Source organism: Agrobacterium sp. 22-221-1, from assembly GCF_053522445.1.
Window position 1 is genome coordinate 1 of record NZ_JBNWCL010000004.1, and the last position, 19188, is coordinate 19188.

Sequence of the window (19188 nt, forward strand, 5' to 3'; positions counted from 1 at the left end):
AAACCAGCCCGAAAAAACGGCCGCCTGCCTGCATCAGCCGGGTTTGCGATGCCCGGCTGATGCATCCAGTAAACCACAAATCCTCCACACAAGCCCGAGCATGACGAGGAGAGCTTTTCGAGCTTAACCACCCCTCTACATAGACACCCCGGCAGCCTCTTTTCCCCATTCCATCGATATATCCTTGAAAATATAATGATTGCCCTATAGGCCTATCGATATATTCACCAGAATATCTCGAACCGGGGGTAACAGACCATGAGACTTTTGCGTCGCAGCTTCTTCAAAACCATTGCCGCAGCCACATCCTTCTGGATGGTGGCCTCCTTTGCGGCCGTTCCGGCCCATGCAGCCGAAAAAGTCACGGTGTTTGCCGCAGCAAGCATGAAAAACGCGCTCGATGCTCTCAACATCGAATGGGCAAAGGAAAGCGGTAACGAAGCAACCGTTTCTTATGCAGCAAGCTCGGCGCTGGCCAAGCAGATCGAGCAGGGCGCACCGGCGGATATCTTCATTTCCGCCGATCTCGCATGGATGGACTATGTCGCCGAAAAGAAGCTGATCAACGCTGACAGCCGCTCCAATCTTCTCGGCAACCGCATCGTTCTCGTCGCTCCGGCCGACAAGGCAAAGCCGGTCGAGATCAAGCAGGGCTTCGATCTTGCCGCTCTGGTGGGCGATGGCCGTCTGGCCATGGGTGCGGTCGATTCCGTGCCGGCGGGCAAATACGGCAAGGCCGCTCTGGAAAAACTCGGGGTCTGGTCCTCGGTCGAACAGAAGGTCGCCGGCGCGGAAAGCGTACGTGCCGCCCTGCTGCTCGTCTCGCGCGGCGAAGCACCCTATGGCATCGTCTACCAGACCGACGCCGCCGCCGATCCCGGCGTGAAGATCGTCGGCACCTTCCCGGAAGACAGCCATCCGCCGATCATCTACCCGGTCGCCATTCTTTCGGAAGCCAAGTCCCCGGCAGCAAAAGCTTATCTGGATTTCCTGAAATCGGCCAAGGCAACGCCCTTCTTCGAAAAGCAAGGCTTTACCGTTTTGAAATAAACTGCCTTTCGTGGCCCCAACCGATGGGCCGCGAGAGATGACGATTGCAGGATATGGCATTGCATTGGTGGACACTCAGCCCTGAAGAATGGACGGCGATCAGGCTCAGCCTGTGGGTGTCGTCCATCGCCATGCTTGCCAGCCTGCCTTTCGGCATTCTGGTCGCCGTGGCGCTGGCGCGCGGTCGCTTCTGGGGCAAGTCTCTCCTCAACGGCATCGTCCACCTGCCGCTCATCCTGCCGCCCGTCGTCACCGGCTTTCTGCTGCTCGTCCTATTCGGCCGCAGGGGCGCGATCGGGCAATTTCTCGATAGCTGGTTCGGCATCGTCTTTTCGTTTCGCTGGACCGGAGCGGCGCTCGCCTGCGCCGTCATGGCCTTTCCGCTGATGGTGCGTTCCATCCGCCTCTCCATAGAAGCGGTGGACCGAAAGCTGGAAGAGGCGGCGGGAACATTGGGGGCAAGCCCGTTCTGGGTGTTCCTCACCGTCACCCTGCCCTTGACCCTGCCCGGCATCATCGCCGGCATGATTCTGGCTTTCGCCAAGGCCATGGGCGAGTTCGGCGCGACCATCACCTTCGTGTCCAACATTCCCGGCGAGACCCAGACTTTGTCCGCCGCCATCTATACCTTCACCCAGGTTCCGGGCGGCGATGCCGGTGCGTTGCGGCTAACCATTGTCTCCGTCGTGATTTCCATGCTCGCTTTGCTCGTCTCGGAGTTTCTGGCCCGCATCGTCGGCAAACGGGTAAGCATGGAATGACGCTTTCGGTAGCCACCCGCCATCGCCTCGGCTCTTTCGAACTCGATGCGTCATTCACCTCCGAAGGCGGCGTCACCGCGCTGTTCGGGCGCTCCGGCTCCGGCAAAACCTCGATGATCCGCATCATAGCAGGCCTGCTGCGGCCGGATGAGGGACAGGTTTTGCTCGATGGCGAAGTGCTGGCCGATAGCGGAACACGGCTGTTCCTGCCGGCCCATAAACGCCGCTTCGGTTATGTTTTTCAGGAAGCGCGGCTCTTTCCGCATCTCAGCGTGGCGCAGAACCTGCATTACGGCCGCTGGTTCGCCGTGGACAAAACCGGGAGCGCGAATGAAGACCGCATCGTCGACATGCTCGGCATCGGCCATCTCCTGCAGCGCCGGCCGGACAAGCTTTCCGGCGGCGAAAAACAGCGTGTCGCGATTGGCCGCGCGCTCCTCTCATCACCCAGGCTGCTGCTGATGGACGAGCCGCTCGCCTCGCTCGACGAGGAGCGAAAAGCCGAAATCATTCCCTATCTCGAACGACTGCGCGACGAGACGAAAATCCCGATCGTCTATGTCAGCCATTCTATTCAGGAGGTCGCCCGCCTCGCCGACCGCATCGTGGTGATGAAGGACGGCAAGGTGGAGGCGCAGGGAAAAGCGGCCGACGTGCTTTCCAGACCGGATTTCAGCACGCATCTCGAACGACGCGAGGCCGGCAGCATTCTTTCCGGGCACATTGAAAGCTTTGATGAGCGGCATGGCCTTGCCGCCGTAAGGCTCAAGACCATGCTGCTGCATGTTCCGGCAAAAAGGGGAGCGGCCGGCAGCCCGGCGCGGGTGCTCATACCGGCGCGCGATGTGATGCTGGCAACCGCAAAACCCGAAGGCTTAAGCGCGCTCAACATTCTCGCGGGCCATGTCGCGACTGTTTCTGCCAGCGAAGACGGCATGGTCACGGTTCATGTAGATTGCGGCGGCGACATCATCCAGTCGCGCATCACCGATCTGTCACGCGAGAGGCTGCAGCTGGAGCCCGGAAAACCGGTGCACGCGATCATAAAGTCGGCGGCTCTCGATCCCTATTGAGAGCCGCGTCGGGATTGCGGTTGGCCTCCAGCCAGTCGATATCCGCGCGCAAGGCCTCGTTCATCCGCTTTTCCATGCCACGATAACGCTCCAACACCTCAGTGCCGAAAGCGGTCAGCGCCGCACCGCCGCCCTGTTTGCCGCCACGCTGCGATTCAATGACCGGTTGCCTGAACATATGGTTCAGCGCATCCACCAGCAGCCATGCGCGGCGATACGACATGTCCATCGCCCGCCCTGCGGCAGAGATGGAGCCGGTCTCGGCAATCAGCTCCATCAATTCGATCTTGCCATGGCCGAGACGTTCTTCGGGCGGAAAGTCGATACGAAGAACAGGCTTCAGTGGCGGGAGGGCCTCACTCATCGTTCAAAGGCTCCGTCCATGAAGATCGCGATAGGCCTTTTGCGCTCCATCCACCGGCAAGGCCGTCGCCTCATAGACGCCACGTGCAACCGCGCGCGCCATCACGATGGTCGCCAGATGGCAGAGCTCGGCGAAATGAACGCCGCCCTCAAGCGGCTTTTCACCGGTCGAGGCCGCGAACATGGTGTCGCCGTCGCTTGGCAGATGGGCGGGCAGAACGGCGCGCGCCAGCCCGTCATGCGCCATGATGGAAAGGCGATGCGCCTGCGCCTTGGTCAGCGCGGCATCCGTCACCACCGCACCGATGGTCGTTGCTGTGAGATTGACCCCCTTGAGGCGCAGCGCGGTATGATCCGGCTCGAAACGATCGGGAAAACCGCAATCGCCGTATTCACCCTGCACTTCAAACGGCGCGGACCAGAAATGGCGGCTCGTTCCAACGGTTGCCGAGCCGAGCGCATTGACGGCAACGATGGCCGCCACCTTATAACCGCCGGAACTGACAGCACTTACCGAACCGAGCCCGCCCTTGAAGGTGGCTGTCGTCGCACCCGTTCCGGCCCCGGCCGTTCCGAGCTCAAAGGGCGTCGCACGCGCCGCCTTGAAGGCCGCATATCCCATCTCGCGATAGGGCGAATGCAGTCCCCAATCCTTGTCGCCGCCATTCAGCAGGTCCATCAGGATCGCCTGCGGCACGATGGGAACGCGGGTGGAACCCACCTGCAGGCCGCGTCCGATTTCGCGCAGCCCGGCCTGAACGCCGCCCGCCGCATCCAGTCCGAAGGCAGAACCGCCCGACAGCACGAAGGCATCCACCGTTTCCACCGTCATCGTCGGGTCGAGTAGGCCGGTATCGCGCCCGCCCGGCGCACCACCCAAAACAGAACCGGAAGCAATGGCGGGCTTTTCGAAAACAATGGCGGTGACGCCGGAGCCGAGGGAAAGATCGGTGACATTGCCGACCGAAACGCCGCCGATATCCGTCAGAAGATTGGTGAGTGCCGCCATGCCGTTTCCCTTTTCTCCCGGTATCCCGCCACCATCAGGCACTGTCAACGCAAAACGTGACGTGCCTGATGTCGACGACAAGCCGCGATCAGGAAAAAACCGCCGTTCCGATCACGGGCGTCGAGGGAACGGCCATGTCCCTCGGCTCCAGCGGCCCGGAAAGATATGCCTGATGGCCCGCGTCTATGGCGCGGGCGAAAGCCTCCGCCATGCCGACCGGGTCTCCCGCGCCCGCCACCGCCGTGTTGAGCAGAACGGCATCGTAACCGAGCTCCATCACCGTGACCGCATGCGAAGGGCGGCCGATACCGGCATCGACAATCAGCGGCACATCCGGGAAACGAGCCCGCATGGATTTCAGCGCCGTCAGATTGAGCGGTCCCATGGCGCTGCCGATTGGCGCGCACCAGGGCATCAGCACCTTGCAGCCTGCCTCCAGCAGCTTCTCGGCGACGACCAGATCGTCCGTCGTATAGGGAAAGACCTCGAAACCATCGTCGCAGAGGATTTTTGCCGCCTCGACAAGTGCGAAGACATCGGGCTGCAGCGTGTCGTGATGACCGATAACCTCCAGCTTGATCCAGTTAGTGCGGAACACATCGCGGGCCATCTTTGCCGTCAGCACTGCTTCCTTGACCGTGTGGCAACCGGCGGTGTTAGGCAGAATCTGGCGATCCAGCTCGCGGATAAGTTCGAAAAACTGACCGCCCTTCTTGCCAGCCGCCGTTTCCCGGCGCAGTGAAATCGTCAGAATATCCGTGTTGCTCGCCCGCACGGCATCGGCAAGCACGGCAGGGGACGGATAGCGCGCCGTGCCGAGCAGGAGACGGGACGAGACCTCGCGACCATAAAGCGTCAGCATGGTTTCAGCCTCCCTGCATCGGCGAGAGGATTTCGATACGGTCGAAAGCCTTCAGCTTATAATCGGCGCGCTCTTCCGAATGCACCAGATCGCCGTTTACCGCCGTCGCCAGCCACTCACCCTCGTATTCGAGGCTGGCGAGCAGGCCGGCCAGCGTCTCGGCGGCGAGATCAAGCTCGTCGCCATTCACCAGAAGTTTCATGATCCCGTTCCTTTTGAGAGAGAGTTTGGCAGACGATTTCAGCCGCCTGCCGCGCCATCGCCGGCGACAGCAGAAAGCCGTGCCGGTGCGCGCCGTTGATGAAAACTGTCCGGCCATCCTGCGTGACCTTCGGCAGATTGTCGGGATAGGCGGGGCGCACGCCGGTGCCTGTCTCGATGATTTCCGCTTCCGCAAAAGCCGGATGCACGGCATAGGCGGCATTCAGGAACTCCATCATCGAGCGGGCGGAAATGGCGCCCGCATCTTCCGTCTCGATCATCGTCGCGCCCACCATGAAACGGCCGGGCTCGCGTGGCACGATGTAAAGCGGAATACGCGGATGCAGCAGCCGGACGGGACGAGACAGGGAAACCTCCCGCGTGGCGAGATAGAGCATCTCTCCCCGCACACCGCGAAGATCGGAAATCCCGCCGATTGCCGCAGCACCAGTGCAATCCACCACCCGGTCGAACGGCTCTTCATCCAGCGGGATACCCATATGGAACTGCACACCCATGGTGCAAAGCCGTTCATGCAGCGATTTCAGTGCAAGACGCGGATCGAGATGCCCCTCACCCGGAAAATAAAGCCCGGATCGAAACCGCCCGGCAAGATCTGGCTCCAGCGCGGCGATTTCGCCCTCATCCACCCAGCGATAGCCAGCGGTCCGCGATGCGAAACGCGAAAGCTCCGCCTTATCGCGGGCCGGCGCAACAACCAGCGTACCGTGCCGCACGACAAGGCCGGGTGTCGCTTCATCCCACCAGTCGAGCGCCGCCTGACCGAGCGTCAGAACCGCCGCTTCAGCGCTTTCACGCTCGCACCAGGGCGCCAGCATGCCGCCCGCATACCAGGATGCGCCGCGCGAGGGTTCGGCATTGCGCTCGCAAACCGCGACGGTAACGCCGTTTCGCGCCAGTTCGAAGGCCGCCGTCAAACCGGCGACCCCCGTTCCCTTGACAAGCACGCGCATGCTATTCGGCATCCGCAGGCGTCGCGAGCGGCATATAAAGCTCGCCACCTTCCTTGAAGCGTGCGGCCATGGCCTCCAGCCCCTCCTTCTGCGCCTCGGCGCGGATATCGTGAGAAATCCGCATCGAGCAGAATTTCGGCCCGCACATGGAGCAGAAATGCGCGACCTTGTGCGCTTCCTTCGGCAAGGTCTCATCATGGAAGGAGCGCGCCGTATCCGGGTCCAGCGACAGGTTGAACTGATCCTCCCAGCGGAACTCGAACCGCGCGCGCGACAGCGCATCGTCCCGCACCTGTGCCGCCGGATGACCCTTGGCGAGATCGGCGGCGTGGGCAGCGATCTTGTAGGTGATGACGCCGACCTTGACGTCGTTGCGATCCGGCAGGCCGAGATGTTCCTTCGGCGTGACGTAGCAGAGCATCGCAGTGCCGAACCAGCCGATCATCGCCGCACCGATGCCGGAGGTGATGTGGTCGTAACCCGGCGCAATATCGGTGGTGAGCGGCCCGAGCGTATAGAAGGGCGCCTCACCGCAGGTCTTCAACTGCTTGTCCATATTCTCCTTGATCTTGTGCATCGGCACATGGCCAGGGCCTTCGATCATCACCTGGCAATCCTTCGCCCAGGCGATCTGCGTCAACTCACCGAGCGTCTCCAGCTCCGCGAATTGTGCGGCGTCATTGGCGTCAGCAATTGAGCCGGGACGCAAGCCATCGCCCAGCGAGAAGGAGACGTCGTAAGCGCGGCAAATGTCGCAAATCTCGTCGAAATGCTCATAGAGGAAGCTTTCCCTGTGGTGATGCAGACACCACTTGGCCATGATCGACCCGCCGCGCGAGACGATGCCGGTGACGCGGTTGACGGTAAGCGGGATGTAATGCAGCCGCACGCCGGCATGGATGGTGAAGTAATCCACACCCTGCTCCGCCTGTTCGATCAGCGTATCGCGAAACACTTCCCAGTTCAGGTCTTCGGCAATGCCGTTGACTTTCTCAAGCGCCTGATAAAGCGGCACCGTGCCGATCGGCACCGGCGAATTGCGGATGATCCATTCGCGGATATTGTGGATGTTGCGACCGGTAGACAGGTCCATGACGGTATCCGCGCCCCAGCGGATCGCCCAGACCATCTTCTCCACCTCTTCCGCCATGGAGGAGGTGACGGCGGAATTGCCGATATTGGCATTGATCTTGACGAGAAAATTGCGGCCGATGATCATCGGCTCAAGTTCCGAATGATTGATATTGGCAGGGATGATGGCGCGGCCGGCCGCCACTTCCTGACGCACGAATTCCGCCGTGACATAGTCCGGGATATGCGCCCCGAAACTTTCGCCGTCACGCGCCAGCTTTTCCCTGGCCGCCTCGCGCCCGAGATTTTCACGGATGGCGATGAATTCCATTTCCGGCGTGGTGATACCGGCCCGCGCATAGGCAAGCTGGGTCACGGCTTTACCGGCCGTGGCTCTGAGCGGCTGGTGGCGTACCGAAAATTCAGGCGTCAGGCGTTCGCCGGTGGCAAAGCCGTTATCCTCCGGCTTGACGTGCCGGCCGTCATAAGCCTCGACATCGCCGCGCGCCACGATCCAGTCATGACGCGGACGCGGCAGACCCTTTTCAATCAGAACGGTATGCGAAGGATCGGTATAGGGACCGGAGGAATCGTAAACCGTCACCGGCGGTTCGCCCGCCGTCGGATGAACGGCGATCTCGCGCATCGGCACGCGGATATGGGGATGTAAAATACCGGCTTTGTGGATTTTGGTAGAGGCGGCATGCGGCCCGGTGGTGACGACAAGCGGGATATTCTTGGCAGCGATATTCATCTTGAGGCTCCAAAGTTTGACAGTGGAGACCCAGTTCGAGCCGGAATGATGGAAAATACCGAATTGCCGAAACGCGACGTCATGCGCCCGCCCGACCTTCGGTCTTTGCACCGTCCCTACGCCAGTATGAACTGGATCAGGTTCAACGGGTCACTGCGCATGAAAGCAGAATCTCAGCCCCTTGACGGGACACCCCTGGTGAATGGCCACAGCAAAAAACACCGACCGGCATTTGTCAAGGCCGACGATCCATGCTTGGCAAAGGTGCGGGAATGGCGCATGCTGCCGTTAGTTGTAATTAACCTAACGGTTTAGGCGAATATTATCGTTTGCAACGTAACGATAAGCACAAACCATCCTGATGTGAAATTCATGGGAGATACGTCGGAATGAACGCGACTATTCGTGAAATACTGGCCAAATTCGGCCAGCTTCCAACCCCAGTCGATACGATTGCAGATGAAGCCGATCTTTATGCGGCAGGCCTTTCTTCCTTTGCATCCGTGCAATTGATGCTCGGCATCGAAGAAGCATTCGATATCGAATTCCCCGACAATCTGCTGAATCGCAAGTCATTTGCGAGCATCAGGGCCATTGAAGACACCGTTAAGCTCATTCTGGATGGTAAAGAGGCAGCCTGATGAACGTCACCGTAGCGCCGCAGGATGAAACGCTGTCCGCGCGCGCGGGCCGTGTCGCGGCAATTGCCGCCAAACACGCGGATGAGGTGGATGTCACCGGCCGATTCCCACAGGAAGCCGTCGACGCCTTGCGACAGGAACGCCTGCTCGGCATCCAGGTCCCCTCTTCGCTGGGCGGCGAAAGCGCTTCCTTACAGGAAATCGCCGATATCTGCGCCCGGCTCGGTCAGGCCTGTTCGGCAACCGCGATGATTTTCGCCATGCACCATATCAAGGCATCCAGCCTGGTGGAACACGGCGAGACGAGCGCATGGCATGCCGGCTTCATGAGCCGCATCGCCAGCGAACAGCTTCTGCTCGGCTCCGCCACCACCGAAGGCGGCATTGGCGGCAATCTGCGCAACTCCATCTGTGCAATCGAAGTCGAAGGCGATTTCTGCCGGCTGGAAAAGGACGCCACCGTCATTTCCTATGGCAGCAATGCCGATGCGATCCTTATCACCTCGCGCGCCCACAAGGATGCCGCGCCCGCCGATCAGGTGATGACGGTCTTTCTGAAAAACCAGTACACGCTCGAAAAGACCCATGTGTGGGATACGCTCGGCATGCGCGGCACCTGTTCGGACGGCTTCCTGTTTCGTGGCGAAGCGCCGGCGGCGCAGATATTCCCGAAGCCTTTTGCGGAAATCGCTGCACAATCCATGCTTGCAAGCTCGCATCTCCTGTGGAGCGCCGTCTGGTACGGCATCGCCTCGGATGCCGTGCTGCGCGCCCAGTCATTCGTCAGAGCCGCGGCGCGCAAGTCGCCCGGCACCGCTCCTCCCGGCGCGATACGCCTTGCGGAAGTCTCCACCAAGCTGCAGGTCGTGAAATCCAACATCATCGCCGGCATCAAGGCTTACGAGGACACCAAGAGCGACCCCGAAAAACTGATGTCCATGGCCTTTGCCGTCGCCATGAACAATGTGAAAATCTGCTCTTCGGAAACCATTCTCGAGATCATCGACCATGCCATGCTGGTCTGCGGCATCATGGGCTACAAGAACGGCACGCCCTACAGCCTCGGCCGACACCTGCGCGACGCGCATTCCGCCCGCCTGATGATTTCCAACGACCGCATTCTCGGCAATTCCGCCAATCTCCTGCTGGTTCACAAGCAGGACACCAGCCTCTTGGGATAAGACCATGGACATGCAAACCTCGTTTCTCGATCGACTGTTCGAAGAAGGCCTGCTGATTGAAACCGGTGTGGACGGTCTTTATGGACGCAGCGGCCAGTTCGAGGATGTCATTGCCGCCTTCGAGCGGCTGATCGACCGCACGGGCGGCGCTGACGGCGCCGAAGCGATCCGCTTTCCGCCCGGCATCAACCGCGCCTATTTCGAAAAGAGCGGTTATATGAAGAGCTTCCCGCAGCTCGCCGGCACGGTCCATTCCTTCTGCGGCTGTGAGCTCGACCATGTCAGCCTGCTGAAAACCATGGATGAGGGCGGCGACTGGACCAAAGACCAGAAAGCGACAGACATCGTGCTGACGCCGGCGGCCTGCTACCCGCTTTATCCGACGATTGCCAAGCGCGGCGCGCTACCTGCCGGCGGCGGTCTTTATGACATCCAGTCCTATTGCTTCCGTCATGAACCTTCCAAGGACCCGGCCCGCCAGCAGCTTTTCCGCATGCGTGAATATGTTTGCATGGGCACCGAGTCCGACGTCACCGAATTCCGCCAGACCTGGATGGATCGCGGCGTGGAGATGATGAAAGCGGTCGGGCTCGATGTCACCATCGATGTCGCCAACGATCCCTTCTTCGGCCGCGCCGGAAAGATGCTGGCCAACAACCAGCGCGACCAGAACCTGAAATTCGAACTCTTGATTCCGGTCACATCCACGACCAGCCCGACGGCCTGCATGAGCTTCAATTATCATCAGGATGCCTTCGGCCAGAAATGGGGCCTCAATCTCGACAATGGCGATGTCGCCCACACCGCCTGCGTCGGTTTCGGCCTTGAGCGCATCGCGCTGGCGCTGTTTGCGCATCATGGTCTCGACGTGAAGAAATGGCCTGCGAAGGTCGTGGAAACACTCTGGGGCTGATCATTCATGCGGCAGATTTTCCCCGGTCTCGATCCCAAAAACTATGTGCAGCATCCGCTCCATTCCTCCGAGAGAATGTGGCCGGAGACCAATTGCTACATCGATTTGTGGATCGAGGTGCTGGCCTCGAAAGGTCTGCCGCCGGAAGCAATGTTCGGTTTCACGCTCACGCAGGATTTCGAAGGCGACCAGTTCACCTTCTTCAAGGTGCCGCTGGAAGACCTCGAGGCGCTTTATGGCGTTCGCGCCACCGAACTTGCGATCTTCGACAGCGTGGAAAACCACATCGAGGCGCAGCTCGCACGCGGTCGCATCTGCCTGATCGAGATGGACAGCTTCTATATGCCGGATACCCATGGGGTGGGCTACCGGAAGGAACACGGCAAGACCACCATCGCCATCAACCGGCTCAACCTCGCGAAGCGCGAACTCGACTATTTCCACAATGCCGGCTTCTTCCACCTTGCAGGCGAAGATTTTGACGGCCTGTTCCAGCATCATCTGGCCGAGACCGACCCGCCTTTCCTGCCCTATACCGAATTTGCAAAATTTGCAGATAGCAGCCCCTCGCCCGCACATATTCGCAAGACGGCCGAACGGCTCCTGAAGTTTCATTTTTCCAGACGGCCCTCCGCCAACCCGGTCCGCGCTTTTGCCGGCGTTTTTCCGGCGCAGGTGGAAAAGGTCGCCGACCGACCCTTCGGTTTTTTCCACAAATATGCCTTCAACACGCTGCGCCAACTCGGCGCCAATTTCGAACTGGCGGCAAGCCACTTCGAATGGCTGGACGCGGACGGTTTTTCTGAAGCAAGAGACCACGCGCTCAAGATTTCCGAGGTTGCCAAGACCGTGCAGTTCCAGCTCGCCCGCGCCGTCACCCGCCGCAAATTTGATGCACTGGCCACCGTGCTCGATCCAGCAGCGGATGCGTGGGATGGCATGATGGAAGCGCTTGCGACTAAACTCACTGATGCCAGCGAGGCCGCGTGAGGACTTATCTTCCCGGCGAAAGCGAGGAATTGCTGAGCGAAGGCTGGACGCTGACGCTGACACCCGCCGATACCTGCGAGACGCCGTCCGATATTCCCGCGTCGCTCGAAAGCCTTCACGTCTCCGTTCCCGGCACCGTGGCGCAGGCTCTGGAAGCGGCTGGAAAATTCGACCGCCTTGCCCCCGCGCCTCTTAATGACAGGGACGCCTGGTATCGGCTGACGATGATTTCCGATACGCGCGAACGCGCCACCCTGCGCTTCGATGGTCTCTCCACCATTGCCGAAATCTTCTTCAACGGCGAGCTGATCGCCGCGAGCCAAAGCATGTTCGAAAGGCTGGAAGTGCCTGTTGAACTCACGGGCGCGGACGAGCTTTGCATCTGCTTCCGGGCGCTTGCGCCGAGGCTTGAAAAAACCGGTCCCCGCGCCCGCTGGCGGCCGCAGATGATGAATACGCAGGGGTTGCGGCTGATCCGCACCACCGCACTCGGTTACATGCCCGGCTGGTGCCCGGAAATCCACGCCGCCGGCCCATGGCGACCCATCAGTCTGATTAGACAGGAAGCGGTGCTTTGCACGCTCCGATCTTCGCTGGACGAGGTAGGAACGGGAACGCTCGCCATCTCGCTGGAAACCAAACGGCCCATAAAATCGGCACGGTTTGGCTGCGCGGGTTATAGCGCCGATCTTTCCAGGGATGAGAACGGCAAGTTTTCCGGCGAACTCCACATACCCGAAGTCGAACCATGGTGGCCGCACACCCATGGCAGGCCTGCGCTGCACGACACGCTTTTGGAACTGGACGGCGAACAACATAGGCTGGGGCGTACCGGCTTCCGGCGGGTCGAGATCGATCATGGCGAAGACGGTAATGGTTTCGGCGTCAAGGTGAACGGTCAGCCGGTCTTCTGCCGCGGCGCGGTCTGGACGACGGCCGATATTGTGCGCCTGCCGGGAACAGGGCCGGATTATGAGCCATGGCTTAGAAAAGCCGCGGAAGCCGGCATGAACATGATCCGCATCGGCGGCACCATGGCTTATGAGACGCCGGAATTTTTCACACTTTGCGACGAACTCGGCATCATGGTCTGGCAGGACGCCATGCTCGCCAATTTCGATTACCCGGCAAAGGACGAGAGCCTGCGCCAGCATATCGTCACGGAAATCTCGCAGTTCCTCGAAGCCACCGCGCTTTCTCCATCGCTCACCGTCTTCTGCGGCGGCAGTGAAATGTACCAGCAGGGCGCGATGCTCGGTCTGCCGGAACAGATATGGAAGGGAACGCTTACCGAGGAGGTTCTGCCGGAACTCCTTGCCGAGAAACGCCCGGACACAGCCTATGTAGCCAATTCCCCCTCTGGCGGTGCATTGCCCTTCTTTCCCAACGTCGGGGTCGGCCATTATTACGGCGTGGGCGCCTATTGCTGCCCGCTGGAAGATGCGCGCCGCGCCGATCTGCGCTTCGCCGCCGAGTGCCTCGCCTTCGCCAATATTCCCGAACAGGAAACGCTGGACAGATATCTACCCGGCGTGGCCGTGCACGATCCGCGATGGAAGGCACGCGCACCGCGGGATCGCGGGGCATCCTGGGACTTCGAGGATGTTCGCGACCATTATCTGAAGCTGCTCTACGACGTCGAACCAGATGTTCTGCGTCGCGAAGACGGCGGCCTTTATCTCGACATGTCCCGGGCCGCCACGGCCGAGGTCATGGAGGCGACTTTCGCCGAATGGCGGCGCAGCGGCTCCTCCTGTCAGGGCGCTCTGGTCTGGACCCTGCAGGATCTCGTTCCCGGCGCAGGCTGGGGTATTATCGATGCCACTGGCCGGCCCAAATCCGTCTGGCACGCGTTGAAAAGGGCATTCCGCCCCATCCAGGTTACTTTTTCCGATGAGGGCACGAACGGGCTGGATATACATCTCGCCAACGAGACCGGCGGCGGCCTCGAAGCCATGCTGGAACTGACCTGCCTGCGCGAAGGTGTGCAACCCGTCGTCCACGCCAAACGACCGCTCACGCTTTCGCCGCGACAGAACCAGACCATTGCCGCAACAGATTTGTTCGGCGCCTTTTTCGATACGACCTATGCCTATCGTTTCGGCCCTCCGTCCCATGACGTAACCGTCGCCCGGCTTCGCGACGTTGCGACAGGACACGTCATCGCCGACGCATTTCATTTCCCTCTCGGCCGGAAAAAGGCGCTGCACGCCGCGAACCTTCAGGTCGCGATCGGTGAAACGAGCGGCAACTGGTCTCTTGAAATCGGCACGGACCGGCTGGCGCAGTCCGTCCATGTCGAGGTGCAGGGTTATTACGCCTCGGAAAACTGGTTCCATCTCGGCCCCGGCGAAACCAGAAAAATCAGCCTCCTGCCGGAGACACCGGCGACGGAAGCCCCTCCTTCCGGAGAGGTCGTGTCACTGGGTTCCAGCCGGCGATTTTCCTTCTAAAGCACGACAGCCAGGCATTTTTACCGCAAATGCTCGAGAGCCAGCCGCTTCACCGCGTCGATATAGATCTGTCTGGCTTCCGGCGTTGAAAGATTGTGATCGGCATCGGGAATAATGGTCAGCGACACGTTCTTATAGGCGGCCAGTCCTTTGCCATTGGCGTCGAAGTAATATTGGAAGTGCTCCAGACCATCGTCGTTGTCGCTGTAGAGCAGATGAACGGCGGTATCATTCGCTTTCAATTTGTCGAACGCACCATAGACGGCACGCCCTTCCTCGCTGCCCCTGCGGAACAGCCTCGCCGTTTTTGTCGAAAGCCTCTTGATCGTCGCTTTGACGATATTCAGCCCCGCACTTGCCACATCGACATCGCCGCTGATGAGACGCTTGAATGTCGCGCCCTGTCGAAAGCGCTGGCTGTATTCCCCGAAGGAACGCGGGCGTTTATGCAGGGCCTCATCCACCGAGCGGCCTTTGCGCCAATGGAAGACAACCGGATTGACCGCGACCACGGCACCGATCCGCTCATCGGCGATTGCGCCGTTGAAGGCGAGATAAGCGCCGCTGCACCGGCCCGCTGCAATGAAAGGCCCCTTGCCGCGCTTGCCGAGAAAATCGAGTGCGGCAGCCACGTCGTCATTCTGCGCGGCATCGTAAAGAACCTGCTCGGGCACGTTTTTGACCGGAGGACTGTCGGCAATATTGGCCGCGTCGAAGCGAAGCGATGCCACCCCCTCGCGCGCCAATGTACGGGCCATCTGTACGGAAAGCCTGCCCCAGCCCGCATGCCGGTCATAGGCGGCGCCGAGCAGAAGAACCGAAGAAACCACTTCCCGGTCGTCAGGCCCGCAAAAAATACCGAAAAGCCGCCCGCCTTCTCCAAATTGCACCGGCTGCTCGACAAAACCGCGCCCACGCTGCGGGGCATTGACTGTGAAATCCTCCGGGGGGATCGCCGGACTCTCGGCATGGGTCTGGGAGAGCACCCAATCGACCAGCCGGTTGACCACATCGTCGGATATTTTCGAAAGCGTAGGGCTGGAGACGAGATCGTCGTAACCTGAAAACTCCGCCTCCTCCACCGCACCGCCGATCACGATGAGATGCTTGGCGAAATCGGCATCGGTTACGCGGCCCGGCCGGGAAAGCGCCAGAATGCTGCGCGCCGGAGCAGCGGTCAGATTTGAAAGATTGGCCTTCCTGATCGCATCGGCAACACCGGCAGGCATGGCCATGCCGGCAATCGATCCCGCCTCCGTCATCCGTTGCGCGGGCCGAAGACCGAGGCCATCGTCGATCATGGAGGACCACATCGCCAGCTCACGCAGATAGGCGCGGCCGGAAACGACAGGCGCCAGAAGCGCCATGGAACCCACTTCAGCCACATCGGCAAACGCCTGTGCAGCAATCAGGCAGCCAAGACCCTGAGCGACAACGACCACTTCGGCGCAGCCGGAAAGACGCTTCAGACAGTTGAGCGCCGCGCGCGCGTCGGAAATCCAGTCCGCTGCACGGCCCGCATCATCAGGGTCGAAGGCGTCACCCGCGCCCAGATAATCGAATCGCAGGCTGGCGACACCGCAAGCCGCCAGCCGCTCGGCCAGTACCCGTTGAAACTTGCGGCTGCACAGTTCCTCCATGCCCCATGGGCTGACGAAAAGAACGGCATGGCGCTGTCTGACGTCCTTGCGCGCCGGATGGAAAATCCCGGTGAGCCCATCAAAAGAGACCGGATGCGCAACCGCCCCATGCGAGGCAATGCCGGAAAGCGACAATGCATCAAGAAACGGATCGCTGCCTGTACGCTCTGAAATATCTATCGCCATCGACCTTGCCATCATTGCGCCAGTGTCTGGCTCAACCATTACGGGATCATTGTATCGAAGCGTCTTACCGCCTGATCTACAATAAAAACAACAACATTAGAGAAGTCTAAAAATATAGTCGCATTTATATCCATTGCCGCCAGCACGTTGCAAAAACGAACACCGGGATGACAGGCAAGTCCCGGCGGGGCCGCTATTTTGCTCGAAACCGCTTGAATATACTGATAAATAGCGAGTCCCATACCTATTTGCAGGAGGAGGTTGCGCCACCCGGCCACCGGATCGTCTAGACACCGCGCAAACCAACACGCCGGGCCACGCCCGACAGGTCATAGAAGTTTTATATGGAACAAAGCCTTACGCGTTATATCTGGTCGCACACGAGGCGGCAGCAGCTTTTCATTCTGCTGATCGTGGCCCTGTCGATGATCCCCTATTTCCTCGCCTTCGATCTGCCCAAGCAGATCGTCAACGGCCCAATTCAGGGGGATGGTTTCGAAGGGGCGAATGCGACGCAGCTTTTCATGCATCTCACGGTCGATATTCCCTACTGGGGCACCGTGACATTATTCCCCGGGCTTGAGCTCAACCGCATGTCGATGCTGATGGCGCTCAGCCTGACGTTCCTTGCGCTTGTCATCATCAACGGGCTCTTTAAATATTACATCAATACCTACAAGGGCCGCCTTGGCGAGCGGCTTCTGCGGCGCATCCGCTTCGAGCTCATCGACAAGATCCTGCGGTTCCCACCCTCCCATTTCAAGCGGGTCAAAGGTGCGGAAATCTCCAGCATGGTGAAGGACGAGGTGGAGCCGCTCGGCGGCTTTACCGGCGACGCCTTCGTGCAGCCGGCCCTTCTCGGCGGCCAAGCGCTCTCCGCGCTCTTCTTCATTCTCGTTCAGAATTTCTGGCTGGGCCTGATCGCGGCTTTCATGGCCGCCATTCAGGTGGGCATCATTCCCAAAATGCGCCGCCGCCTCATCGAACTCGGCCGCCAGCGGCAGCTGAGCGCCCGCCAGCTTGCCGGACGAATCGGCGAAATGGTTGACGGTATCGGCACCATCCATGCCTATGACACGTCGAATTACGAGCGTGCGGATGCCTCGCACCGGCTCGGCGACATCTTCAAGATCCGCTACGATCTCTACCAGTGGAAGTTTCTGGTCAAGTTCATCAATAACTTCCTCGCACAGCTCACTCCCTTCTTCTTTTATGCGCTCGGCGGTTATCTCACACTGAAGGGCAGTCTCGATGTCGGGCAGCTGGTCGCCGTCATCAATGCCTATAAGGAACTGCCCGGACCGCTGAAGGAACTGATCGACTGGGATCAGGCACGTCAGGACGTGCAGGTGAAATACGAGCAGGTCTTCGAGCAGTTCGATGCCCCGAACATGATCGACGAAAAGGTTCAGAAACTGTCTCCCGGCGCAGTCGCGGCGATCAGCGCCCCGATCGTCGTCGCCAATCTGACACTGGAGGACGATAGCGGCAGCCGGCTTCTGGAACAGGCATCGCTGAAGGTCGAGCCGGGCGAGGTGATCGCCATCGTCGGCGGCTCGGGCGCCGAGGCGCTGGCGGATGCGATCGGCCGCACGCTCTGGCCAACCTCGGGCAAGATCAGCATCAACGACGTCGACATATTGGAACTGCCGGAATCGCTGACCGGGCGGCGCATTTCCTACGTGTCCTCGGACAGCTATTTCTTCCACGCCAGCCTGAAGGACAACCTGCTTTACGGCCTCAAACACGCCCCGCTTGCGGACAGGGACTATGAGGGGGCAGCGCTGGAACATCGCAAGTGGGAAATCCGCGAAGCCAAGATGGCGGGCAATCCGCTGATCGATATCAACAGCGAATGGATCGACTACGCTTCGAGCCCGGCCGGCGACGGCAGGCCGGAAAATCTCATCCGGGCCATTCTGGCCGTCCTCGACAGCGTAGAACTGTCGCAGGATATTCTGGAGTTTGCGCTGCGGTCCTCGATCGACCCTTTGACCGACCTGCATCTCGCCGCCCGCATCGTTGAACTGCGGCATGTGCTGCGTGCGGAGCTCGAAAAGGAAAATCTGAGCGGCCTCATCGCACCATTTGAACTGGAGAGCTATAACAGCGAGGCGACGGTTGGCGAAAACCTGCTGTTCGGCACCATGCGGGATTCCTCCCAGACGATCCGAACCGTCATCGAAAGCGACTATTTCCGCTCCCTGATGCGCGAAACGGGCCTCGTGAAAACCCTGTTCGAGATGGGTTACACGATTGCCGAAAACATCGTGGAAATCTTCGCCGACCTGCCGGGAGACCACCCCTTCTTCCAGCAGCTCACCTTCATGACGCCCGACGACATTCCGGTGTATCAGCAAATGCTGCAACGCCTTCAGAGCCGGAGTTTCGACGAGGCCAATGAAAGCGAAAAGCGCGCAATGCTGCGGCTCAGCTTCTTCTACATCGAGCCTCGCCAGCGTTTCGGCCTGCTATCGCCGGAAATCATGAACCGGATCGTCGAAGTCCGGCACATGTTCCATGAGAACCTGCCCGACAGCCTGAAAAACGTGATCGAAATCTACGATCCGACCAAATATATGAGCGCCACCAGCCTGCTGGACAATATCCTGTTCGGCAAGGTCAGCCATCGCTACACCGACGCCTCGCGGCGCATCACCCGCATCGTCGCCGATGTCATGCGCAAGCAGGGTGTCTATGAACGCGTGCTGGCGGTGGGCCTGGACTTCAACCTCGGCGCCGGCGGCAAGCGGCTTGGCCCGCTCCAGCGCCAGAAGCTCAATCTGGCACGGGCGCTGATCCGCAAGTCCGATTATTACGTCTTCAACCGCCCTCTTCCCGGCCTCGATCCCCGACAACAGGAGGAAATTGTCGAGCGGGTCATCACACTCCTGAAACAGAACAACAATAACCCGTCGATCATATGGGTCCTGTCGAATGCGACGCTCTCCCGCATGTTCGAGCGTGTGATCGTTGTTCATCAGGGCCTGATCACCGCCGACGGAAGTTACGAGACTCTCGCCGAGGAAAACGGTACATTCAAGGACATGGTCGCAACATAAATCC

The 19188-nt window shown here is 60.1% G+C and carries 17 protein-coding genes and 1 riboswitch; of the genes, 9 read left to right on the forward strand and 8 right to left on the reverse strand.

Annotated features, from left to right (window positions below; all coding sequences use genetic code 11):
- Positions 1-258: 258 nt before the first annotated feature.
- From modA to modC, 3 genes are read left to right on the forward strand one after another with little or no spacing between them, the layout of a single operon-like run.
- Positions 259-1050, forward strand: coding sequence for a molybdate ABC transporter substrate-binding protein (modA, locus tag ACQZ5N_RS07460; protein WP_448732559.1), 792 nt, complete (start codon positions 259-261; stop codon positions 1048-1050).
- 53 nt (positions 1051-1103) lie between these two features.
- Entirely contained in the window at positions 1104-1811 is a 708-nt protein-coding gene (modB, locus tag ACQZ5N_RS07465; protein ID WP_020813461.1) for a molybdate ABC transporter permease subunit, read from the forward strand.
- The gene (modC, locus tag ACQZ5N_RS07470) at positions 1808-2884 is read left to right on the forward strand and encodes a molybdenum ABC transporter ATP-binding protein (RefSeq protein WP_448732560.1); all 1077 of its coding nucleotides are present in this window, start codon (positions 1808-1810) and stop codon (positions 2882-2884) included. Before modB ends, modC begins: the two co-directional genes overlap by 4 nt.
- Here the strand turns inward: modC and ACQZ5N_RS07475 are convergent.
- From ACQZ5N_RS07475 to thiC, 6 genes are all read right to left on the reverse strand, one after another.
- Complete coding sequence (locus tag ACQZ5N_RS07475) at positions 2853-3248, reverse strand: winged helix-turn-helix domain-containing protein (protein WP_059759993.1); 396 nt, start codon at positions 3246-3248, stop codon at positions 2853-2855. The two genes, modC and ACQZ5N_RS07475, sit on opposite strands and share 32 nt — an antisense overlap.
- Positions 3249-3251: 3 nt before the next feature.
- The gene (locus tag ACQZ5N_RS07480; protein WP_448732561.1) at positions 3252-4256 is read right to left on the reverse strand and encodes a P1 family peptidase; all 1005 of its coding nucleotides are present in this window, start codon (positions 4254-4256) and stop codon (positions 3252-3254) included.
- A gap of 88 nt (positions 4257-4344) precedes the next feature.
- Positions 4345-5118: a thiazole synthase gene (locus tag ACQZ5N_RS07485; RefSeq protein ID WP_448732562.1), complete on the reverse strand. Its 774-nt coding sequence runs from the start codon at positions 5116-5118 to the stop codon at positions 4345-4347.
- 4 nt (positions 5119-5122) lie between these two features.
- A complete protein-coding gene (thiS, locus tag ACQZ5N_RS07490; RefSeq protein ID WP_003521310.1) occupies positions 5123-5320 on the reverse strand; it encodes a sulfur carrier protein ThiS in 198 nt (65 codons plus the stop codon).
- Complete coding sequence (gene thiO, locus ACQZ5N_RS07495) at positions 5289-6293, reverse strand: glycine oxidase ThiO (RefSeq protein WP_448732563.1); 1005 nt, start codon at positions 6291-6293, stop codon at positions 5289-5291. The genes thiS and thiO overlap by 32 nt, the downstream gene beginning before the upstream one ends.
- 1 nt (position 6294) lies before the next feature.
- Positions 6295-8118 carry a phosphomethylpyrimidine synthase ThiC gene (gene thiC, locus ACQZ5N_RS07500; protein WP_448732564.1) on the reverse strand — a complete coding sequence of 608 codons (1824 nt, stop codon included), beginning with the start codon at positions 8116-8118 and terminating at the stop codon, positions 6295-6297.
- Between the two features lie 95 nt (positions 8119-8213).
- Positions 8214-8325: riboswitch (TPP riboswitch) on the reverse strand.
- A gap of 182 nt (positions 8326-8507) precedes the next feature.
- On the opposite strand from thiC, the gene ACQZ5N_RS07505 reads away from it, so the two are divergent.
- Genes ACQZ5N_RS07505 through ACQZ5N_RS07525 form a run of 5 tightly spaced genes read left to right on the forward strand, consistent with a single transcriptional unit; the run spans position 8508 to position 14296 of the window.
- Positions 8508-8759 carry an acyl carrier protein gene (locus ACQZ5N_RS07505; RefSeq protein WP_003521307.1) on the forward strand — a complete coding sequence of 84 codons (252 nt, stop codon included), beginning with the start codon at positions 8508-8510 and terminating at the stop codon, positions 8757-8759.
- Positions 8759-9940 carry an acyl-CoA dehydrogenase family protein gene (locus ACQZ5N_RS07510; RefSeq protein ID WP_059759982.1) on the forward strand — a complete coding sequence of 394 codons (1182 nt, stop codon included), beginning with the start codon at positions 8759-8761 and terminating at the stop codon, positions 9938-9940. The genes ACQZ5N_RS07505 and ACQZ5N_RS07510 overlap by 1 nt, the downstream gene beginning before the upstream one ends.
- Before the next feature lie 4 nt (positions 9941-9944).
- The gene (locus ACQZ5N_RS07515; RefSeq protein WP_003504856.1) at positions 9945-10853 is read left to right on the forward strand and encodes an amino acid--[acyl-carrier-protein] ligase; all 909 of its coding nucleotides are present in this window, start codon (positions 9945-9947) and stop codon (positions 10851-10853) included.
- A 6-nt stretch (positions 10854-10859) separates the two neighbouring features.
- Positions 10860-11843: a DUF1839 family protein gene (locus tag ACQZ5N_RS07520; RefSeq protein WP_448732565.1), complete on the forward strand. Its 984-nt coding sequence runs from the start codon at positions 10860-10862 to the stop codon at positions 11841-11843.
- Positions 11840-14296: a beta-mannosidase gene (locus ACQZ5N_RS07525; RefSeq protein WP_448732566.1), complete on the forward strand. Its 2457-nt coding sequence runs from the start codon at positions 11840-11842 to the stop codon at positions 14294-14296. Before ACQZ5N_RS07520 ends, ACQZ5N_RS07525 begins: the two co-directional genes overlap by 4 nt.
- 20 nt (positions 14297-14316) lie before the next feature.
- Here the strand turns inward: ACQZ5N_RS07525 and ACQZ5N_RS07530 are convergent, their stop codons facing one another.
- On the reverse strand, positions 14317-16122 hold the full coding sequence (locus tag ACQZ5N_RS07530; protein WP_448732567.1) for a serine aminopeptidase domain-containing protein: 1806 nt from the start codon (positions 16120-16122) through the stop codon (positions 14317-14319).
- A gap of 38 nt (positions 16123-16160) precedes the next feature.
- Complete coding sequence (locus ACQZ5N_RS07535; RefSeq protein WP_448732568.1) at positions 16161-16364, reverse strand: hypothetical protein; 204 nt, start codon at positions 16362-16364, stop codon at positions 16161-16163.
- A 102-nt stretch (positions 16365-16466) separates the two neighbouring features.
- Here ACQZ5N_RS07535 and ACQZ5N_RS07540 point away from each other — a divergent pair, with 102 nt between their 5' ends.
- Positions 16467-19184, forward strand: coding sequence for an ABC transporter ATP-binding protein (locus ACQZ5N_RS07540; protein ID WP_269831337.1), 2718 nt, complete (start codon positions 16467-16469; stop codon positions 19182-19184).
- Positions 19185-19188: the final 4 nt, after the last annotated feature.

Bases quoted from the DNA above. Each gene is read 5' to 3' on its own strand.
- modA (WP_448732559.1), top strand. From the start codon at position 259: ATGAGACTTTTGCGTCGCAGCTTCTTCAAAACCATTGCCGCAGCCACA.
- modB (WP_020813461.1), top strand. From the start codon at position 1,104: ATGGCATTGCATTGGTGGACACTCAGCCCTGAAGAATGGACGGCGATC.
- modC (WP_448732560.1), top strand. From the start codon at position 1,808: ATGACGCTTTCGGTAGCCACCCGCCATCGCCTCGGCTCTTTCGAACTC.
- ACQZ5N_RS07475 (WP_059759993.1), bottom strand. From the start codon at position 3,248: ATGAGTGAGGCCCTCCCGCCACTGAAGCCTGTTCTTCGTATCGACTTT.
- ACQZ5N_RS07480 (WP_448732561.1), bottom strand. From the start codon at position 4,256: ATGGCGGCACTCACCAATCTTCTGACGGATATCGGCGGCGTTTCGGTC.
- ACQZ5N_RS07485 (WP_448732562.1), bottom strand. From the start codon at position 5,118: ATGCTGACGCTTTATGGTCGCGAGGTCTCGTCCCGTCTCCTGCTCGGC.
- thiS (WP_003521310.1), bottom strand. From the start codon at position 5,320: ATGAAACTTCTGGTGAATGGCGACGAGCTTGATCTCGCCGCCGAGACG.
- thiO (WP_448732563.1), bottom strand. From the start codon at position 6,293: ATGCGCGTGCTTGTCAAGGGAACGGGGGTCGCCGGTTTGACGGCGGCC.
- thiC (WP_448732564.1), bottom strand. From the start codon at position 8,118: ATGAATATCGCTGCCAAGAATATCCCGCTTGTCGTCACCACCGGGCCG.
- ACQZ5N_RS07505 (WP_003521307.1), top strand. From the start codon at position 8,508: ATGAACGCGACTATTCGTGAAATACTGGCCAAATTCGGCCAGCTTCCA.
- ACQZ5N_RS07510 (WP_059759982.1), top strand. From the start codon at position 8,759: ATGAACGTCACCGTAGCGCCGCAGGATGAAACGCTGTCCGCGCGCGCG.
- ACQZ5N_RS07515 (WP_003504856.1), top strand. From the start codon at position 9,945: ATGGACATGCAAACCTCGTTTCTCGATCGACTGTTCGAAGAAGGCCTG.
- ACQZ5N_RS07520 (WP_448732565.1), top strand. From the start codon at position 10,860: ATGCGGCAGATTTTCCCCGGTCTCGATCCCAAAAACTATGTGCAGCAT.
- ACQZ5N_RS07530 (WP_448732567.1), bottom strand. From the start codon at position 16,122: ATGGCGATAGATATTTCAGAGCGTACAGGCAGCGATCCGTTTCTTGAT.
- ACQZ5N_RS07535 (WP_448732568.1), bottom strand. From the start codon at position 16,364: ATGGGACTCGCTATTTATCAGTATATTCAAGCGGTTTCGAGCAAAATA.
- ACQZ5N_RS07540 (WP_269831337.1), top strand. From the start codon at position 16,467: ATGGAACAAAGCCTTACGCGTTATATCTGGTCGCACACGAGGCGGCAG.